The sequence below is a fragment of the Vibrio sp. D401a genome, from assembly GCF_030248515.1.
GTDB lineage: Bacteria > Pseudomonadota > Gammaproteobacteria > Enterobacterales > Vibrionaceae > Vibrio > Vibrio rotiferianus.
This window is the reverse complement of sequence record NZ_JAHGAI010000036.1, coordinates 129,851-146,507: the sequence shown is the minus strand read 5'-3', so window position 1 is coordinate 146,507 and position 16,657 is coordinate 129,851. Positions and strand designations below refer to the sequence as shown.

At 43.0% G+C, this 16,657-nt stretch carries 17 protein-coding genes; 10 read left to right on the top strand and 7 right to left on the bottom strand.

Annotation, left to right across the window (positions count from 1 at the left end; genetic code table 11):
* Nucleotides 1-196 precede the first annotated feature (196 nt).
* From KIV41_RS16240 to KIV41_RS16230, 3 genes are all read right to left on the bottom strand, one after another.
* Nucleotides 197-1,927 (bottom strand): response regulator, encoded by a 1,731-nt coding sequence (locus KIV41_RS16240; protein ID WP_285337022.1) that lies wholly within the window; start codon nt 1,925-1,927, stop codon nt 197-199.
* Nucleotides 1,917-3,104: an FIST signal transduction protein gene (locus KIV41_RS16235; protein ID WP_010447946.1), complete on the bottom strand. Its 1,188-nt coding sequence runs from the start codon at nt 3,102-3,104 to the stop codon at nt 1,917-1,919. Before KIV41_RS16235 ends, KIV41_RS16240 begins: the two co-directional genes overlap by 11 nt.
* A gap of 113 nt (nt 3,105-3,217) precedes the next feature.
* Complete coding sequence (locus KIV41_RS16230) at nt 3,218-3,574, bottom strand: hypothetical protein (RefSeq protein WP_010447945.1); 357 nt, start codon at nt 3,572-3,574, stop codon at nt 3,218-3,220.
* 256 nt (nt 3,575-3,830) lie between these two features.
* Between KIV41_RS16230 and ccoN the strand changes: the two genes are divergently transcribed.
* From ccoN to uspE, 10 genes are all read left to right on the top strand, one after another.
* Nucleotides 3,831-5,258 carry a cytochrome-c oxidase, cbb3-type subunit I gene (gene ccoN, locus KIV41_RS16225; RefSeq protein ID WP_010447944.1) on the top strand — a complete coding sequence of 476 codons (1,428 nt, stop codon included), beginning with the start codon at nt 3,831-3,833 and terminating at the stop codon, nt 5,256-5,258.
* Nucleotides 5,259-5,270: 12 nt separating this feature from the next.
* A complete protein-coding gene (ccoO, locus tag KIV41_RS16220; RefSeq protein WP_010447943.1) occupies nt 5,271-5,891 on the top strand; it encodes a cytochrome-c oxidase, cbb3-type subunit II in 621 nt (206 codons plus the stop codon).
* A gap of 9 nt (nt 5,892-5,900) precedes the next feature.
* On the top strand, nt 5,901-6,074 hold the full coding sequence (locus KIV41_RS16215; RefSeq protein WP_005396487.1) for a CcoQ/FixQ family Cbb3-type cytochrome c oxidase assembly chaperone: 174 nt from the start codon (nt 5,901-5,903) through the stop codon (nt 6,072-6,074).
* Nucleotides 6,074-7,048 (top strand): cytochrome-c oxidase, cbb3-type subunit III, encoded by a 975-nt coding sequence (ccoP, locus tag KIV41_RS16210; protein WP_010447942.1) that lies wholly within the window; start codon nt 6,074-6,076, stop codon nt 7,046-7,048. Before KIV41_RS16215 ends, ccoP begins: the two co-directional genes overlap by 1 nt.
* Nucleotides 7,049-7,137: 89 nt before the next feature.
* Nucleotides 7,138-7,614: a FixH family protein gene (locus tag KIV41_RS16205; RefSeq protein ID WP_010447941.1), complete on the top strand. Its 477-nt coding sequence runs from the start codon at nt 7,138-7,140 to the stop codon at nt 7,612-7,614.
* 4 nt (nt 7,615-7,618) lie between these two features.
* Nucleotides 7,619-9,982, top strand: a complete 2,364-nt coding sequence (locus KIV41_RS16200; RefSeq protein WP_285337021.1) for a heavy metal translocating P-type ATPase metal-binding domain-containing protein — start codon at nt 7,619-7,621, stop codon at nt 9,980-9,982.
* A gap of 14 nt (nt 9,983-9,996) precedes the next feature.
* Nucleotides 9,997-10,161 carry a cbb3-type cytochrome oxidase assembly protein CcoS gene (gene ccoS, locus KIV41_RS16195; protein ID WP_010447939.1) on the top strand — a complete coding sequence of 55 codons (165 nt, stop codon included), beginning with the start codon at nt 9,997-9,999 and terminating at the stop codon, nt 10,159-10,161.
* A 9-nt stretch (nt 10,162-10,170) separates the two neighbouring features.
* A complete protein-coding gene (locus KIV41_RS16190) occupies nt 10,171-10,848 on the top strand; it encodes a sulfite exporter TauE/SafE family protein (protein WP_285337020.1) in 678 nt (225 codons plus the stop codon).
* A gap of 90 nt (nt 10,849-10,938) precedes the next feature.
* On the top strand, nt 10,939-11,685 hold the full coding sequence (locus KIV41_RS16185) for an FNR family transcription factor (RefSeq protein WP_005445781.1): 747 nt from the start codon (nt 10,939-10,941) through the stop codon (nt 11,683-11,685).
* A gap of 181 nt (nt 11,686-11,866) precedes the next feature.
* Nucleotides 11,867-12,814: a universal stress protein UspE gene (gene uspE, locus KIV41_RS16180; protein WP_005445783.1), complete on the top strand. Its 948-nt coding sequence runs from the start codon at nt 11,867-11,869 to the stop codon at nt 12,812-12,814.
* A 111-nt stretch (nt 12,815-12,925) separates the two neighbouring features.
* On the opposite strand, the gene ttcA is transcribed toward uspE, so the two are convergent.
* The 4 genes from ttcA to KIV41_RS16160 form a co-directional block, all read right to left on the bottom strand.
* Nucleotides 12,926-13,819 (bottom strand): tRNA 2-thiocytidine(32) synthetase TtcA, encoded by an 894-nt coding sequence (ttcA, locus tag KIV41_RS16175; protein WP_285337019.1) that lies wholly within the window; start codon nt 13,817-13,819, stop codon nt 12,926-12,928.
* 198 nt (nt 13,820-14,017) lie between these two features.
* Nucleotides 14,018-14,680, bottom strand: a complete 663-nt coding sequence (locus tag KIV41_RS16170) for a DUF2987 domain-containing protein (RefSeq protein WP_285337018.1) — start codon at nt 14,678-14,680, stop codon at nt 14,018-14,020.
* A 17-nt stretch (nt 14,681-14,697) separates the two neighbouring features.
* Complete coding sequence (locus KIV41_RS16165) at nt 14,698-15,534, bottom strand: glucosaminidase domain-containing protein (protein WP_285337017.1); 837 nt, start codon at nt 15,532-15,534, stop codon at nt 14,698-14,700.
* Nucleotides 15,527-16,324 (bottom strand): hypothetical protein, encoded by a 798-nt coding sequence (locus tag KIV41_RS16160; RefSeq protein ID WP_010447927.1) that lies wholly within the window; start codon nt 16,322-16,324, stop codon nt 15,527-15,529. The genes KIV41_RS16165 and KIV41_RS16160 overlap by 8 nt, the downstream gene beginning before the upstream one ends.
* Between the last annotated feature and the right edge of the window lie 333 nt (nt 16,325-16,657).

Here is a 16,657-nt window from a genome sequence, read left to right as displayed (position 1 = left end):
CTTAGTGCGCATTATGTATATTATGTTAAATAAACTGTCCGTGTACGCCAAATCTTTTCTAGTTCGGTCTCCTATCCCGCTCAGATTTTAAAATACCGCGCTTTTTGGCAATGCCATTAAACATAATGGCGATTTACCATAAAATACTTAATATAGATCTTAATAATCTACGATTGTTAAGATCTATATTAACGCGCTACGCGGTTTCAACTAGCGACTGAATTGCTTCGTAGATCTCTTGTCGTCGAACTGGTTTTGAAACAAAACCGTCCATACCGGCTTTCATGCATGTAGTCTTGTCGCTTTCTAATGCGTGAGCTGTTAACGCGATGATTGGAATATTAATGCCTTTCTGTCTGATTAGCCTCGTCGCTGTTATCCCGTCCATAATTGGCATTGAGACGTCCATCAAAATGATGTCGATGTTTTGCCTTTGTTCTTCAAGAAATGCGATTGCTTCTGCGCCGTGGCTCGTAATAAAAACATTATGTCCTAACTTGTTTAAGATTAGTTTAATCACAAGTTGATTAGACTCCGTATCTTCTACAACAAGAAGGTTCATTGCTTTTGATGGATGGTTGGGCTCTATCTTTACCGGTCTATCTTGATTATTTCTCGTTAACACAGGTATCTTAATTTCAAAGTGTGAGCCAACATTCTCTTCACTTTTAACGCTGATTGTTCCTCGCATCATTTCAACCAAATGTTTGGTGATAGCCAGTCCAAGGCCTGTACCTCCAAATCTTCGCGTAATCGAGCTGTCTCCTTGATGAAAAGCCGTGAAGAGATTTCCAATCTTAGCTTTTGGAATTCCAATGCCAGTATCAGCAACAGAAATTACAAGTTCGCTATCTTGCTCAATCACAGAGATATCAATACCACCAAAGTCTGTAAATTTGCTCGCGTTGCCAATCAAGTTAAAAAGAATCTGAGATAAGCGTGTTGAGTCTATCCAATATTGCTTGTTTTTATCGAGGTTACACTCGAACTCAAAACTCAAATTTTTAGCTTTAGCTACCTGTTTTTGTTGAGAAATGATAAGAGTTACAGCGTCACCAAGGTTAGTCCACTGTTCGTTCAAATGAAAGCTACCAGACTCTATTTTTGACAAGTCAAGAATGTCGCTAATGATTGCGAGAAGCAGATCTGCTGAGCATTCCATCTGATTAAGGACTTCTGATTGTTCTTCGGTTAAAGTCGATTGCCTCAATATGTCGAGCATGCCCAAAACTGAGTTTAACGGAGTACGAATCTCATGGCTCATCATGGCTAAGAACTCTGACTTAGACTGATTTGCTCTTTCTGCCTCTTCTCTTGCCTTAGCAAGCTGTGAGGTGCGAACCTCTACGATACGTTGTAACTTCTCTTTAGTTTCGATATCTATAACAGCCCTTTCAATCAAAGGTCTGAAACGCCGAAGCGTCTCTTTGTTTTCGATACTGAAGTGACCTTTTTGAGCACCTACAAGTATGATGATAGTTTGTGTTACTTCAGACCGAATACCAGTTACAAGCATGGAACTTACCTGGCTTTTAATAAAGGAGTTAAGCCCCTCAAACTCCTTTAACCGCATTGGTTCAAACAGCAAAATACACTCACCATTGAGCGCCCTCTCCGAGGCGTTACCCGGTAACCAACTAGTTCTATCAAAGACGCTATTTGTCGATAGAAGTGTTTTGAAATTTTGTTGATTGCAGTCACGGGTGATGACGATGAAGTCATCAAAGTCGATGTATTTCTTTAGAACGCTGTTGAGGCCGGAAAATATTTCGTGGCGATTACGAGCCTCACTCATGGCAGAAATGGCTGATAAGATTGCTTTGTTTTCGTCAGCCAAGAGCTTCTCTCGCTGTCTTGCCTCTTTTAGTTCGACAAGTGCCTCTTGTAACGCTTCTTGTTGGTATATCTCTAAATATTTATTTTTCATAAGGTTTATGGAAAATTGCTGAAGAGATCATCAGGTTTCCATGTCCATTTTCGCCACCTATAAATCTTCCTTGCTCACCAAAGGTAAACGGGCAAATAAAAGGCAGGTTATCTAATTCCTGGTTAATTTGTTCACAAACACTATTAATATCTTGCTTTAAGTGCAGCATAGGGCCCGCGCAAAAAATGTTTATCACTCCTATTTTTCGAGACTCTTCTAACTTTTGATTGAAAGCAGCGTTAACAACTCTGGCCGCTCGAGCCACTAGATGCTGACGACTTCCCTGCATTAGGGTAAGAACTTCACCTTCTTCAATATTCGTGAAAAGCTCGATGCCACCCTGCTCTGTTTCTCTGATTGGGTGAGACAGTTTGTAATAAGGTCTCTCGTACAGGTGCCCTGCAATACGTCCCAGAGGATACGCACTGGAGTTTGTAAATAGGAAGCTTTGTTCGTCCGATTGCGTTTCTTGATGCTTGGTCCACTTGCGGTAGACATCTAGTGCGGGTTGGTCGTCTATTTCTAAAAGGCAGCGGCCCATAGTCTTTGTTGCGATACCAGTGATGCTTGTTGGAGAGTGCCCTGCACTAAAAGCGGTATCAACTGCCTGAGACGAATAGAAGAGAGTAAGACTTACCCCGTTCTGCTCATATCCTTGGGACGTGATTACAGACCAATTCCCTTTTACATTGTTATCGGCTGACGATCCGCCAATAATGGGAACCAAAGTACCAAAGCGCTCATCGATACATTCGATAATCGATTCTTCATGTCCCGGAGTTGCATGAAGAAGGATCAGGTTGGGTACTTCACCTACTCTATTTGCATGAAAAAGCGCCATATTAAGCGCCTCATCAACGCTTGTTTCTAAATTTGCCCCATAGGTTGAAATCCCTGTCCCGTATGCGTGCTGACCGGAGTCATAAATCGCAAGTACTGCAATAACAGGTCCTTGATGATACCCATGGTTGGTCATGATTGCTTGACACGAGCTGGCTCCATGCACGGTGGCTTCAGGAAATAGTTTAACGAATGCACGTTGAATTTTTCTGAAGTCATACTCCTCTGTGTAATAACAGATCAAATGGGACAGATTATCCTGGCTCAACTCTGAGCGAAATTTGTCTATCGCTGAATATTCGTCGGTAATATGAGTAAATAATGATTGGCACTGCATACGGTTTTATTATTGTTTATCACTTTACTGTTATACCATTGCGAAAATTAAGCGCTAGGTAAGAAGGTATTAACTGCACAAAGAAGATACAATTATCTCGCGTCAGATCTGATTTATAAATGAACTTGGACAATGTTTTCGTTTATTTTGAGATTAATTGCTTTTGTCTCAGAAATACTATTCCACTCAATATCGCGATATTTATCACCTACGTTAATAAATTGACCAGATTGATTTAGATCAATTTTTAGACTGTCAATTTCTGTGCTTTCGATCGAAAAACCGTTCGAACTCTTATTTATGGTGATTTTTGACTGACCAATTGTTACATCACATCGTTGTTTTTGTGAACAATCCACATCTCTGCTCGTCTCATAAGTAAAGGTGCGCCAGAAAAATGCTCCAATTAAAACACTGAGCATGATTAAGATTTGTGCAAGTCTTGCCTTTGTTAACTTTTGTGCGGCCATAATTCCTAATATCCTTGTTACAAACTTCAAACTTTTTAAATAAAAAATGATTTCCAGAGGCGTTGTAAGGTTACTACTCTGTCATTGAATTGTTAATTCAAGTATAGTGTCTCGCTGAAAATGCCACTTTTTATTAAAGTCAGCAATGGAAATAAAGTGATGATAACACTTGAATTCTTGAGTTTACTTGGGTGGTGTTACGACGCAAGTCGTGTTGGAAGTAAAGTGTAGTTAATTAGAAATTGGAAGCATGCAAATGAGCCAAGTAAAGCAGCTTGAACAAAACTACAACTATACAGTCGTTCGCCAATTTACCCTTGTGACCATTTTATGGGGCATAGTTGGTATGGCTGTTGGTGTTTTGATTGCCGCTCAGTTAGTTTGGCCACAGCTAAACTTTGATACGCCGTGGTTGACGTACAGTCGTTTACGTCCATTGCATACTAATGCGGTAATTTTTGCGTTTGGTACCAGTGCCCTGTTCGCAACATCTTATTATGTTGTTCAGCGTACTTGTCAAACACGTCTTTTTGGTGGTCCACTCGTTGCCTTCACCTTTTGGGGTTGGCAAGCAATTATTCTAGCGGCAGCAATCACCCTACCTTTAGGTTTTACCTCGGGTAAGGAGTACGCTGAGTTAGAATGGCCTATTGATATCGCAATTGCGATTGTCTGGGTGTCTTACGCAGTCGTGTTCTTTGGAACACTGGTTAAGCGTAATACCTCTCATATCTACGTGGCTAACTGGTTCTTCGGTGCCTTTATCATCACAGTAGCAGTACTTCACATCGTGAACAGCATGGCAATTCCTGTTGCTCTAGGTAAATCTTACTCGATTTACTCAGGTGCCGTGGATGCAATGGTTCAATGGTGGTATGGACACAACGCGGTAGGTTTCCTATTGACCGCTGGTTTCCTTGGTATGATGTACTACTTCGTTCCTAAGCAAGCTGAACGTCCTGTTTATTCTTACCGTCTATCTATCGTTCACTTCTGGGCACTAGTTTCGCTGTACATTTGGGCTGGCCCTCACCACCTACATTATACAGCCCTACCAGACTGGACTCAGTCTCTAGGTATGGTGATGTCTCTGGTTCTATTCGCTCCATCTTGGGGTGGTATGATCAACGGTATCATGACGCTATCTGGTGCATGGCATAAGCTTCGCTACGACCCTATCCTACGTTTCCTAATCGTTTCATTGTCTTTCTACGGTATGTCTACTTTCGAAGGTCCAATGATGTCTATCAAGACAGTTAACGCGCTATCGCACTACACAGACTGGACCATTGGTCACGTTCACTCTGGTGCATTAGGTTGGGTTGCAATGGTTTCAATTGGTTCTGTATATCACCTTGTTCCTCGTCTATTTGGTCAAGAGCGTATGTACTCTGTTAGCCTAATCAACGTTCATTTCTGGTTAGCAACTATCGGTACTGTTCTTTACATCGTAGCAATGTGGATCTCTGGTGTAATGCAAGGCCTAATGTGGCGCGCAGTCAACTCTGACGGTACGCTAACTTACAGCTTTGTTGAATCTGTAGAAGCATCTTACCCGTTCTACTTCGTACGTTTCCTAGGAGGCTTCATCTTCCTATTCGGTATGTTCCTAATGGCATACAACACGTACAAGACGGTAACTGCGCCTAAAGAAAGCTTAAAAGCTATCCCTCAACCGGCATAAGGAGATTAAAGAATGAGTAATAATTCGAATAATCGCCACGAAATCCTAGAACGTAATGTCGGTTTGTTGGCTATTTTCATTGTGTTTGCAATCAGTTGGGGTGCGCTTGTAGAAATCACTCCTCTGATTTTCCAGAAGCAAACTACCGAGCCTGTAGAAAACCTGCGAGCTTACACTCCTCTGGAAATGGAAGGTCGTGACATTTACATCCGTGAAGGTTGTAACGTTTGTCACAGTCAGATGATTCGTCCTTTCCGCTCTGAAACAGAGCGCTACGGTCACTACTCTGTTGCTGGCGAAAGTGTTTGGGAGCACCCATTCCTATGGGGTTCTAAGCGTACTGGTCCTGATTTAGCACGTGTAGGCGGACGTTACTCTGATGAATGGCATCGTGTTCACCTAATTGACCCACGTGAGCTAGTACCTGAATCAAATATGCCAGGTTTCCCTTGGCTTGAAGAAAACGTACTAGACGGCAAGCTGACGCAGAAGAAATTAGAAGTATTCCGCAACCAGTTCGGTGTTCCGTACACGGATGAACAAATCGCGAATGCGGCTAAAGAAGTGGAAGGTAAAACAGAGATGGATGCAATCATCGCTTACCTTCAGTCTCTTGGTCATGCAATGAAGTAAGGGGGTCATATGGATTTCGGTACAATTCATAGTATTTATACCGTTGTACTCTTCGCTAGTTTTATAGGCATCGTATGGTGGGCATTTAGCAAGAAACGTAAAGCACGTTTTGAAGAAGATGCTAACTTGGTGTTTGCTGACGAAGAACAAACGACCCCAAATAACCAAGGAGTGAAGAAGTAATGACTACATTCTGGAGTCTCTGGATTATCGTGATTACTGTCGGTACGCTAGTTGGCTGTGCGATCCTCCTGACTTGGTGCGCTAAAGATAAAATGGGCGTCGAGGAAGGGGAAGACATGGGCCACGAGTACGATGGTATTCGCGAGCTTAACAACCCTCTACCAAAATGGTGGACATACTTGTTTGTGAGCACATTTGTGTTTGCAGCTGTATATCTGGCTCTTTTTCCAGGCCTAGGTAACTTTAAAGGTTTCCTAAACTGGCAGAGTTCAGATCAAACCGTTCGTACGTTGGAAGAATCAAAAGAAGCCATCGCACGAGCACAAGAGAACAAACAACTTAACCAATACGCTAAAGAGCTAGATGACGCAGATGCATACTTCGGTGAAGCATTCCGTGCCCTTGCTCATAACGCAGATGGTCTACGCCCTATCCCAGAGATTGCGCAAGATCCTGAAGCAATTAAGGTTGGTCAGCGTTTGTTCCTGCAGAACTGTTCACAATGTCACGGTTCTGATGCTCGAGGTCAAACTGGCTTCCCTAACCTAACTGACAACGCATGGCTATACGGCGGCGAGCCAGCAGCTATCGTTACAACTATCATGCAAGGCCGTATCGGTCAGATGCCAGCGTGGAAAGATGCACTTGGCGAACAAGGTGTTCAAGAAGTCGTAAGCTACACGCTAAGCTTATCTGGTCGTAAAGTGAATGCACGTGAAGCGGAAGCTGGTAAAGCGCGTTTCGTTGTGTGTGCAGCTTGTCACGGTACAGATGGTAAGGGTAACCCTGCTGTAGGTGCTCCCGACCTAACTGATCAAACTTGGTTGTTCGGTGATTCGCGCGCCGCGGTAACCGAAACAGTTATGAATGGTCGCTCTGGTGTAATGCCTGCTTGGAAGGACATTCTAGGCGAAGACAAAGTTCAGCTTGTCGCGGCATACGTCTGGAGTTTAAGCAACTCAGACAATAAGTAACATTTCAATAACAGCCCCTTTCATAGGGGCTGTCTTTCCTTTAAATTTAAAGCCTTACATTTTTTCATTTAGCTGTTGAGAACTTTTTTATGGTAAAGCCTTGGTATAAACAATTTTGGCCGTGGTTCCTGATCATCCTACCTCTGACGGTTGTAGTATGGACGGTCGTTACAGTAGTCGTATTCGCCAACAACTCGGTATCTTTGGTCGCTGAGGATTACTATAAAAAAGGCAAAGGCATCAATATCGACATCAGTAAAATGAATGTCGCTCGTGACCTTGGTCTTAACGCTACAGTCTCTTCTGATAAGAACACGGTTGTTATCGCTTTCAATAAAGGCGAGTTGCCTCACTTCCCTGCTCTAACTGCAACGTTCACACACCGTACGTTGCCAGACCGTGACTTCACGAAGTTGCTTACAGCAGATGCAAAAGGTAATTATCGTTTAACACCTGAAGATTCTATTCAGGGCCCTTGGTTCGTCGAGCTTGAACCACACAACAAAGAATGGATGATTCAAGGTCGAGTCGAGTTCCCTGCGCAACCAACAACATTAATGAAGTAAGTCTATGTGTAAATCCTGTTATCACTGCGGTGAAGATGTACCAGCCAACACGGATTTCAAAGTAGAAATATTAGGTGAAATTCGCGACATGTGTTGCCCTGGTTGTGAAACTGTGGCGCAAACTATTGTCGACAGCGGTTTAGTTTCCTACTACCAATATCGAACGGCGCCTGCAGAAAAAGCAGACTTAGTTCCTGAACAGCTACAAGCTCTCATTCATTATGACAACGAAGATGTTCAATCTGAGTTTGTTCGCAATCATGAAAATACGTCTGAAGTTACACTATCACTGGAAGGCGTGTCATGTGCAGCTTGTGCATGGTTGATTGAAAAACAAGTGTCCGGTGTCAAAGGTTTGGTTTCTATTCGTGTGAACACCACCACTAACCGTGCATTGCTTGCGTGGGATAAGACACAAGTTCGCCTTAGTGAATTACTCTCTATCATTCACAAACTTGGCTATAAAGCAGCGCCTTTCGAAGCAGATAAGCAAGAAGCTGCCTACCATCATACGATGAAGCAGTACCTATACCGCCTAGGTATCGCAGGCCTTGCAACGATGCAGGTCATGATGCTCGCAGTAGCTCTGTATTTGGAAGTCTTTGGCGATTTAGAGCCGGAGTTTAAAAACTACTTCCGTTGGGTGAGTTTAATCTTCGCAACCCCTGTTCTGCTCTATTCAGCGCTTCCTTTCTACCTCAATGCATGGCGCAGTATTCGCGGCCGTACACTGGGTATGGATGTTCCTGTTTCCATTGCATTGATCTTTGCTTATGTCGCAAGTTTGGTTGCGACAGTTACTGAGCAAGGTGAAGTCTTCTTCGAATCCATTTCGATGTTTACCTTCTTCTTGCTAGTAGGTCGATTCTTGGAAATGCGAGCTCGCCGTAAGGCAGCCGCAGCTAGCGGCAACCTCCTCAAATTAATCCCTGCGATTGCTACAACGCTAGACGGTGAACAAATCCCGGTAAAGACCTTAAAGGTTGGTGACCGTATTCGCGTTCTCCCTGGCGAACACATCCCTGCAGATGGCAAAGTGATGTCAGGTCGCATACATATCGATGAATCAATGCTGACTGGCGAATCTGTTCACGTAGTAAAAAAAGCGGGCGATGCGGTATACGCAGGAACATTGAATGGAGATGAATCTTTCGAATTAAAAGTCACCAATTCGAAAGCAGATTCGATGATTTCGAATATTGTGCGTCTTCAAGATGAAGCGCAGCATTCCAAACCTAAGATCGCCGAGATCGCGGATGTGGTAGCACGCTATTTCGTTGGTGCTATTCTTATCATTTCGGCAGGCACATGGTTCTACTGGAATCAAACCAAACCTGATGATGCGTTCTGGATTATGTTGTCTGTCTTGGTCGCTACTTGTCCGTGTGCTCTATCTTTAGCAACGCCAACAGCACTAACTTGTGCAACATCTCGTATGGGCAATTTTGGTATCTTGCTGCGGAAAGGTCATGTTTTCGAGACACTGTGTAAGATTAATCACCTTGTTGTTGATAAAACAGGCACCTTAACCAAAGGCGACATCGAAATAAGTGAAACCAAAACCTTTGCTAGCATAACGGAAGCCGAAGCGCTCGCGATTGCAGCAGCACTTGAGGCTCATGCTAACCACCCTATTGCTCGTGCTTTTGCTGATTTTGGTCGAGAAGATCTCACTGTTAATGACGTTCAAAATGTCATTGGTTCGGGTATTCAAGGTATTTGGGGTAATAAAACAGTAAAAATCGGCAGCGCAAATTTTGTTGTTGGTGAAGTCCGAGATGAAAGCAATGCAGTATACCTTTCTTCGGATGATGTCCATGTTGCGACTTTCTACTACCGCGATCCTATTCGTAAACAGAGTAAAGAATTTATTCAACGTTTTGCTGACGCTGGTATTAAAACCACGTTGTTGACTGGAGATTCATTACAAAATGCTCAGCCGGTTGCCGATGAAATGGGCATCGACCATGTGATCGCATCGGCAAAACCAGAAGACAAACTCGCGTATCTTAAGGGGCTAGACAAAGACGATATAACTCTGATGGTTGGCGACGGTATAAACGATGCTCCAACACTAGCCGGTGCGCACCTCTCCGTTGCCATGGGTGGAGGTACAGATGTCGCTAAAGCTTCTGCAGATATGACGCTTCTTGGCGATAATTTAGAGAAGCTTTTAGAAGCGAGATTGCTTGCGATACGTACTAGAAAGATAATCAGAGAAAACTTGGCTTGGTCTTTGGGCTACAACCTGTTAATTTTGCCGCTGGCAGTTGCAGGCTTAGTCGCACCGTACGTGGCCGTTGTTGGTATGTCGGCAAGTTCTATTATTGTTGTATCCAACTCGTTGCGACTGCTTAAAGAGAAGTAAATGAGAGATCAAACATGGAAAGTCTATACATATTAATCCCTATCGCCATTGTATTGGTCTGTGTCGCTGTTGCTATTTTCCTATGGGCTGTTCGTAGCGATCAGTTTGAGGATTTAGAGCGACAAGGTCACAACATTCTTCTTGATGAAGACGAAAAACCGAATAACAAAAAACCATAACGTTACCCTATGAGTCCAGATTTTATTGGTGCGTTCATGATCGGTCTCGTTGGGGCCGGTCATTGTATGGGAATGTGTGGCGGAATTGCCTCGTTACTCTCCATGGGTGCACCGAACAACAAACCATCTTCTTCTATTCCTCTTTTCTATAACTTTGGCAGGCTTTCCAGCTACGCTTTGATTGGTGCTATTGTTGGTGGTGCTATATCAGGCCTGTCAGAATTGAGTGGTTTAACCCAATCTCTCGCTTGGCTTCGATTTGTCGCTGCAATTTTCATGATCTTAGTTGCGCTCTACATTGCCAAATGGTGGCAAGGACTGCTTGTTGTTGAAAAAGCAGGTCAGTATATCTGGAAGTTTATCTCCCCTGCAGGCAAGCACCTGTTGCCGCTAAAACATCCGACGCACGCATTCCCATTTGGTTTCATTTGGGGATGGCTACCATGTGGCTTAGTATACTCAGCACTCACGTGGTCTGCTGTTTCTGGGAGCGCATTGAACGGTGGATTAATCATGTTGGCATTTGGACTCGGCACTCTTCCATCCATGTTAGCGGTCGGGTACGGCGCGAGTCACTTTCAGAAATTGCAAAAATCGTTAATATTTAGAAACATCTCAGCATTAATTCTAATAAGCTATGGCATGTATACTGCCGCTGGTGCGATGAGAATGCTTGGTTTCATATAGCATCAAAGTCGTTTTCCATCATATTTTTGCTACCCTTTAGGAGTAAGCAGTGATAAAATATTGATGTATATCAAATAGTGAAAGGTTGTTATGATTTCTGAAAAACCTGCAACAAAGCGTATCCAATCAGGTGGTTGCGCGATTCATTGCCAAGATTGTAGCATTAGCCAACTGTGTATTCCGTTCACTCTAAACGAGTCTGAACTGGATCAGTTGGATCAAATCATCGAGCGTAAAAAGCCAATCCAAAAAGGCCAAGAGCTTTTTAAAGCAGGTGATGAGCTAAAATCTCTGTACGCTATCCGCTCTGGCACAATCAAGAGCTACACCATTACAGAACAAGGCGATGAGCAAATTACTGCGTTTCACTTAGCAGGTGACCTTGTAGGTTTTGACGCAATCACGGGCGATCTACACCCAAGTTTTGCTCAAGCACTTGAAACTTCAATGGTTTGTGAGATTCCTTACGAAATCCTTGATGACCTATCAGGCAAAATGCCTAAGCTTCGTCAGCAGATCATGCGTCTAATGAGTAGCGAAATTAAAGGTGACCAAGAAATGATCCTTCTGCTTTCTAAAAAGAATGCTGAAGAACGTCTTGCGGCTTTCCTTTACAACCTATCAACACGTTTCTCGCAACGTGGTTTTAGCCCTCGAGAGTTCCGTCTAACCATGACTCGTGGTGATATTGGTAACTACCTCGGTCTAACAGTTGAAACCATCAGCCGCCTACTTGGTCGCTTCCAGAAATCTGAAATTCTGAGCGTAAAAGGTAAGTACATCACCATCTTAGATCACGATGCATTGATGGAACTTGCTGGCGTCAGCAAAGACTAATTTGCCCTATCAATTGATGTAGCTCGAAAATGAGCTACATCATATTTCTTCCAAAATCCCTTCGAAAGTCCTCAAATTCTTCCCCAAACTGAGCTACAGTAAAAATGTACCTTGTGTACTCCAATATACTGATTTACCTTATATTCAGTATTTGGTTTTACAATAATAAGTGGGCTTAGATATGAGTATATACAGTAAGATCCTTGTTGTTGCTGACATCAATAATGATGAGCAGCCAGCACTTGCAAGAGCAGTTCAACTCGCTCGAAAAAGTGTATCCAGAAGCCGAATCACTTTCTTTCTGTCAATCTACGATTTTTCGTATGACATGACCTCAATGCTGTCGGTCGATGAAAGAGATGCTATGCGTCGCGGTGTTATCCACCAACGTGAACAATGGATGCGTAAGATAGCCCAACCGTATTTAGACGATAGCTTCGACTTTGATGTTTGTGTTGTTTGGCATAATCGCCCTTATGAAGCGATCATTGCTGAAGTCTTTGCTGGCGGTCACGACATCGTTATTAAAGGAACGCGTAAACACGATGTTCTAGAATCCGTCATTTTCACTCCTACAGATTGGCATTTGTTGCGTAAGTGCCCTATCCCTGTACTTTTGATTAAAAATGCTGATTGGCCAGAGCATGCGAAGATTCTTGCTTCTGTCCATGTTGGTTCTGAAAACCCTACGCACATTGACTTGAACGATTCGATGGTCGAGCGTCTAAAAGAAATCACTAATCGTCTTGATGCAGACCCGTATCTTGTTAATGCTTATCCGGTTACACCGGCGAATATCACGATCGAATTGCCTGAGTTTGACCCAACGACGTATACCGACGCAGTGCGTGGTCATCACTTAACAGCAATGAAAGCGCTTCGCCAAAAACACGGACTGGATGAAGAGCAAACTATCGTTGAGCAAGGCTTACCAGAAGACATCATCCCTGCAACGGCTGAAAAGCTAAATGCGGCAATGGTTATTCTTGGTACAACCGGACGCACAGGGCTTTCTGCAGTGTTTATTGGTAACACGGCTGAGCATGTGATTGATAAGATCAATTGTGACGTACTGGCATTGAAACCAAACGGTTATATCAGTCCACTTGATCCAAATACGGCGACTTAATAAGTTGTAACGTTATCCAGAAATAAAAATCCCCCAATAACTGGGGGATTTTTTATGTCTATCATTGCGTTATACACGTAATAAAAAGGAGGCTAACTTAGCCTCCTAGAATCAAATGTTGGTGACATCGATAAACATTGACTCGTCAATGTTCGTCGAAGACACAATCGCTTCGCTGAATTCGTATTCTTCACGGTTACCTTCACGATCTAGTGGAAGGTTTTCAAAGTCAAACAGTTCGCGGTCAGCAAGCTGGCTTGGGCTTACGTTCTGGATTGACTTGAAGATCGCTTCTACGCGACCAGGCGTTTTCTTGTCCCAATCGATCAACATTGCTTTAATCGATTGGCGCTGAAGGTTCTCTTGAGAGCCACAGAGGTTACAAGGAATGATTGGGAACTCTTTGTGCTCTGCGTATTTGATCAGGTCTTTCTCACGACAGTAAGTAAGAGGACGAATCACAACGTTGCGACCATCGTCTGAACGAAGTTTTGGCGGCATCGCTTTAAGGCGAGAACCATGGAATATGTTCAGGAACATTGTTTCTACAATGTCATCCATGTGGTGACCAAGCGCCAGTTTAGTTGCGCCAATCTTCTCTGCGAACGAGTAAAGCGTACCACGACGAAGGCGTGAGCATAGACCACACGTCGTTTTGCCTTCTGGCACTTTCTCTTTAACGACTGAGTAAGTGTCCTTGTCTACGATGTAGTAAGGAATGTTCAGCGTTTCAAAGTAATCTGGGAGAATGTGCTCAGGGAAACCTGGCTGTTTCTGGTCAAGGTTAACTGCGACCACTTCAAACTTGATTGGTGCTGCCTTTTGTAGATTCAGCAGGATATCAAGCATCGCAAATGAATCTTTACCACCACTAATACATGCCATTACAACATCGCCTTCTTCGATCATGTTGTAATCAGTAATGGCATTTCCAACATTTCTTCTTAGGCGTTTCTGAAGCTTGTTGAATTCTAGGGTTTCTTTTCTTGTATCTACTTGGTTCATTGCGGGCTCTCACATCGCCGATAAATCGACCAGGGCTTCCTAACATGGGTTTCTTTGGGGCGTGGATTATACGAGCTTTTTGCGCAGGATTAAATGTTTGTGTGATGGAGTCGTCAATAAATAGTGTGAAAAAATGGTGAGAGTACATTAGAAATAAAAAAGAGCCGCAGTTGCGACCCTTCTTGCTTTTCTTAACGCTTATTTTTTCGCGTTGGGAAGATAAGGTAATACACGAGTTGTTGGTTGAGGGAGTGTCATGTGCCCACCTTCACCAATTTCGCTCAGTGCAACTTGAACTTTTCCATCCACGATTGCTTTCTCTGTCCCATTAGAGAAGGTAATCGTATCATTAAGAGCATCAGCAAACTCCATCGTCACACCTTGAACTTCTGGAGTGAACCAGCCTGCAAACATACCACCAAGATCTTCAAGTAAAGCCTGCATTTGTGGCATTAATGGCGTTAGTTGCTCGTATGAAACGCTACCCTGTAACGGATGTTTAGTCATTACAACTAAAGAATAATCACATCGCGTATCTTTCGGAGTTTGCACAAAGACAAGCGGATTCGCTGACTTCAGGTTTTTGTCGATTGGAATTGGAAGCTCCTTAGAAGCCGGAATCACAAACTCTTCGTAATGCTCTTCTTTTTCCATCCATGCTTTTTCAATCTCACACAACTGCTTGGTGTCTGCATCTACAAAGAACACACCAACTTTTACATCATCGTGGCCTTCTTTCGCATTATTCTTCAATTGTGTATAGAGCTTGGAATACGTGAACATGTATTCTTGCGCGTGAGTTGCAGGCGATGCTAAGACCAGTACCGCACTGCCTAGTAAACTTAGGCTTAACTTCTTCATCCGATCCGTTATTTCTTTTATTGTGTCCAGTAAGAGTTATTGTGACGAATCATTGCACGTAAGTCATTAACATAGGCGATGCCGCGTTCGGAATACGCAAGCAAACCATGAGTCAATTCAGATGCTGTCGCCACAGATAACAAATCCTTGTGTTTCTCAGCTAAGTTAGCGCGAATATCGCGTAAATCAGCATAAGCACGGTTGCGATTCACATTCATAAAGTATCCGTGTACAGATTCCTGAACAGTGTCAAACTTCTCTACTTCATGTGTTTTACCTGCGCCGCGTTTTGCAGGAACAATACCGCAGCCCTTCTTATAACACCATTGACCAAACAAGTTATTTGCTTGAGTTGCAAAACGAGAGGTTCCCCACGCAGATTCATTGGCAGCTTGGGTTAACACTAGTGCTTCAGGCAACACATTGACGCGCTTGAGCATTTCATCCAACCAAGCTTGTGTGACTGTACCATCCTTCAATGGATAGGAATAAAGTGCAGCCAAACGCTCTGCGTATGACGTTTGCTCCGAACTTACCTCTCCGACTTTCAAAGAAGTCAAGAAAGCACGTTCTTTCTCGATACGCTGATTTTCTAACGCGATTTTCGGACGAAGGAAGTCGAAAAATGCCGTCTTCTTATCTTTCGTGTCTGTAATCGAATTGAAATCTGGAATATCACCAATATACGGAAGATGTGACAGGTCTGGGTGCGAAACAGGTCTATGCACTACTTGTGGGTCAATCGCCTTGCGATACTCACGGTCATAATGCAAATAAGGACCAATAGAAACAAAAGTGGCGGCTATTGTGATCGCCGCCACTCGTAAACTCATAGATTTTAAAGATTTAGGCATCAAACACCTGAGATTTACCATCGTGATCGTTATCATTTTTCTGTGTTGCCACGATCTTCAACTTAATACCGAACATTTCGCGGTAAAGGATACCCTTCAAATGGAAAAAGAACGGTAACACGAAAATTAAGCCGATTCCGTAGAACATTGCTGCAATAATAAACATCAACATCACGCCTAAGTAAAGCCCTGCGACGACAAAAAGCTTCTTATTGATTGCACGAAGTGATAACAGAAGCGACTGCATTGGAGGAACTCTTTTCTCACAAATCAACAAGATAGAGTGGCTAAATGCCAAAGAAAGGTAAAGAGACAGCAACGGGAAAATCATTCCTGCTACACCCTGCATCATAAGGCTAAACAGCGTCGCCAAGATCACTGGAACTGTGAATTGAAGTCCCTTACCTACATGACGTACTTTTGTCTTTAAGCCCGCTACATGACTCATCGCCATCAAACTAATACCAGCATAAATTGGCGCACTGATTACTTCATAGCTAAAGTTTGCTACATAAATGGCAGACACAATATCGGTTGTAAATGATTCTGGGTCTTGAAGTGCATCAAGAATGACGCTTGGGTTTCCTAACTGAAGTTGTAATGCAATATAAAAGATACCTAGCTGAACAAAGAGCAATAAAATGATAGCCGGAGAAAAGGATAAGAATTGTTGGATAGTGATACGCCAAGCTTCACTAAAAACTGCTCCGGCTTTTAGTTCGTATTGGCCAGAAAGAGCGCGCTCAATACTCCCTCCAAGATTAAAATCTTTCTCAAAATCGTTGTTCATATGTTATCCAAGGCTAACTTTTAAAATATATGCTGAAAAACCAGCTAATTAATTAGGGCGTCATTATAAAGAAATCTTTGCATGTCTAAAATCATAACAACGCCTAAATACTTGCAAATTCTACCATTTGGTCGATAATTAACCACTTGCAAATCTATGAAATAGCAAACATTTGCCAGCGAAACTAATACCTAACGAAGTGATAGTGGAAGCACAAATACTGTCATAAAAACAGTATGGTAAGGAATGTTTACTTTTGCCTGCAAAATTTTTTCTGTTTCAAGATAAGAAAATGCTTTGATTTCACAATTTTGGTGATTATGATGCGCGCCT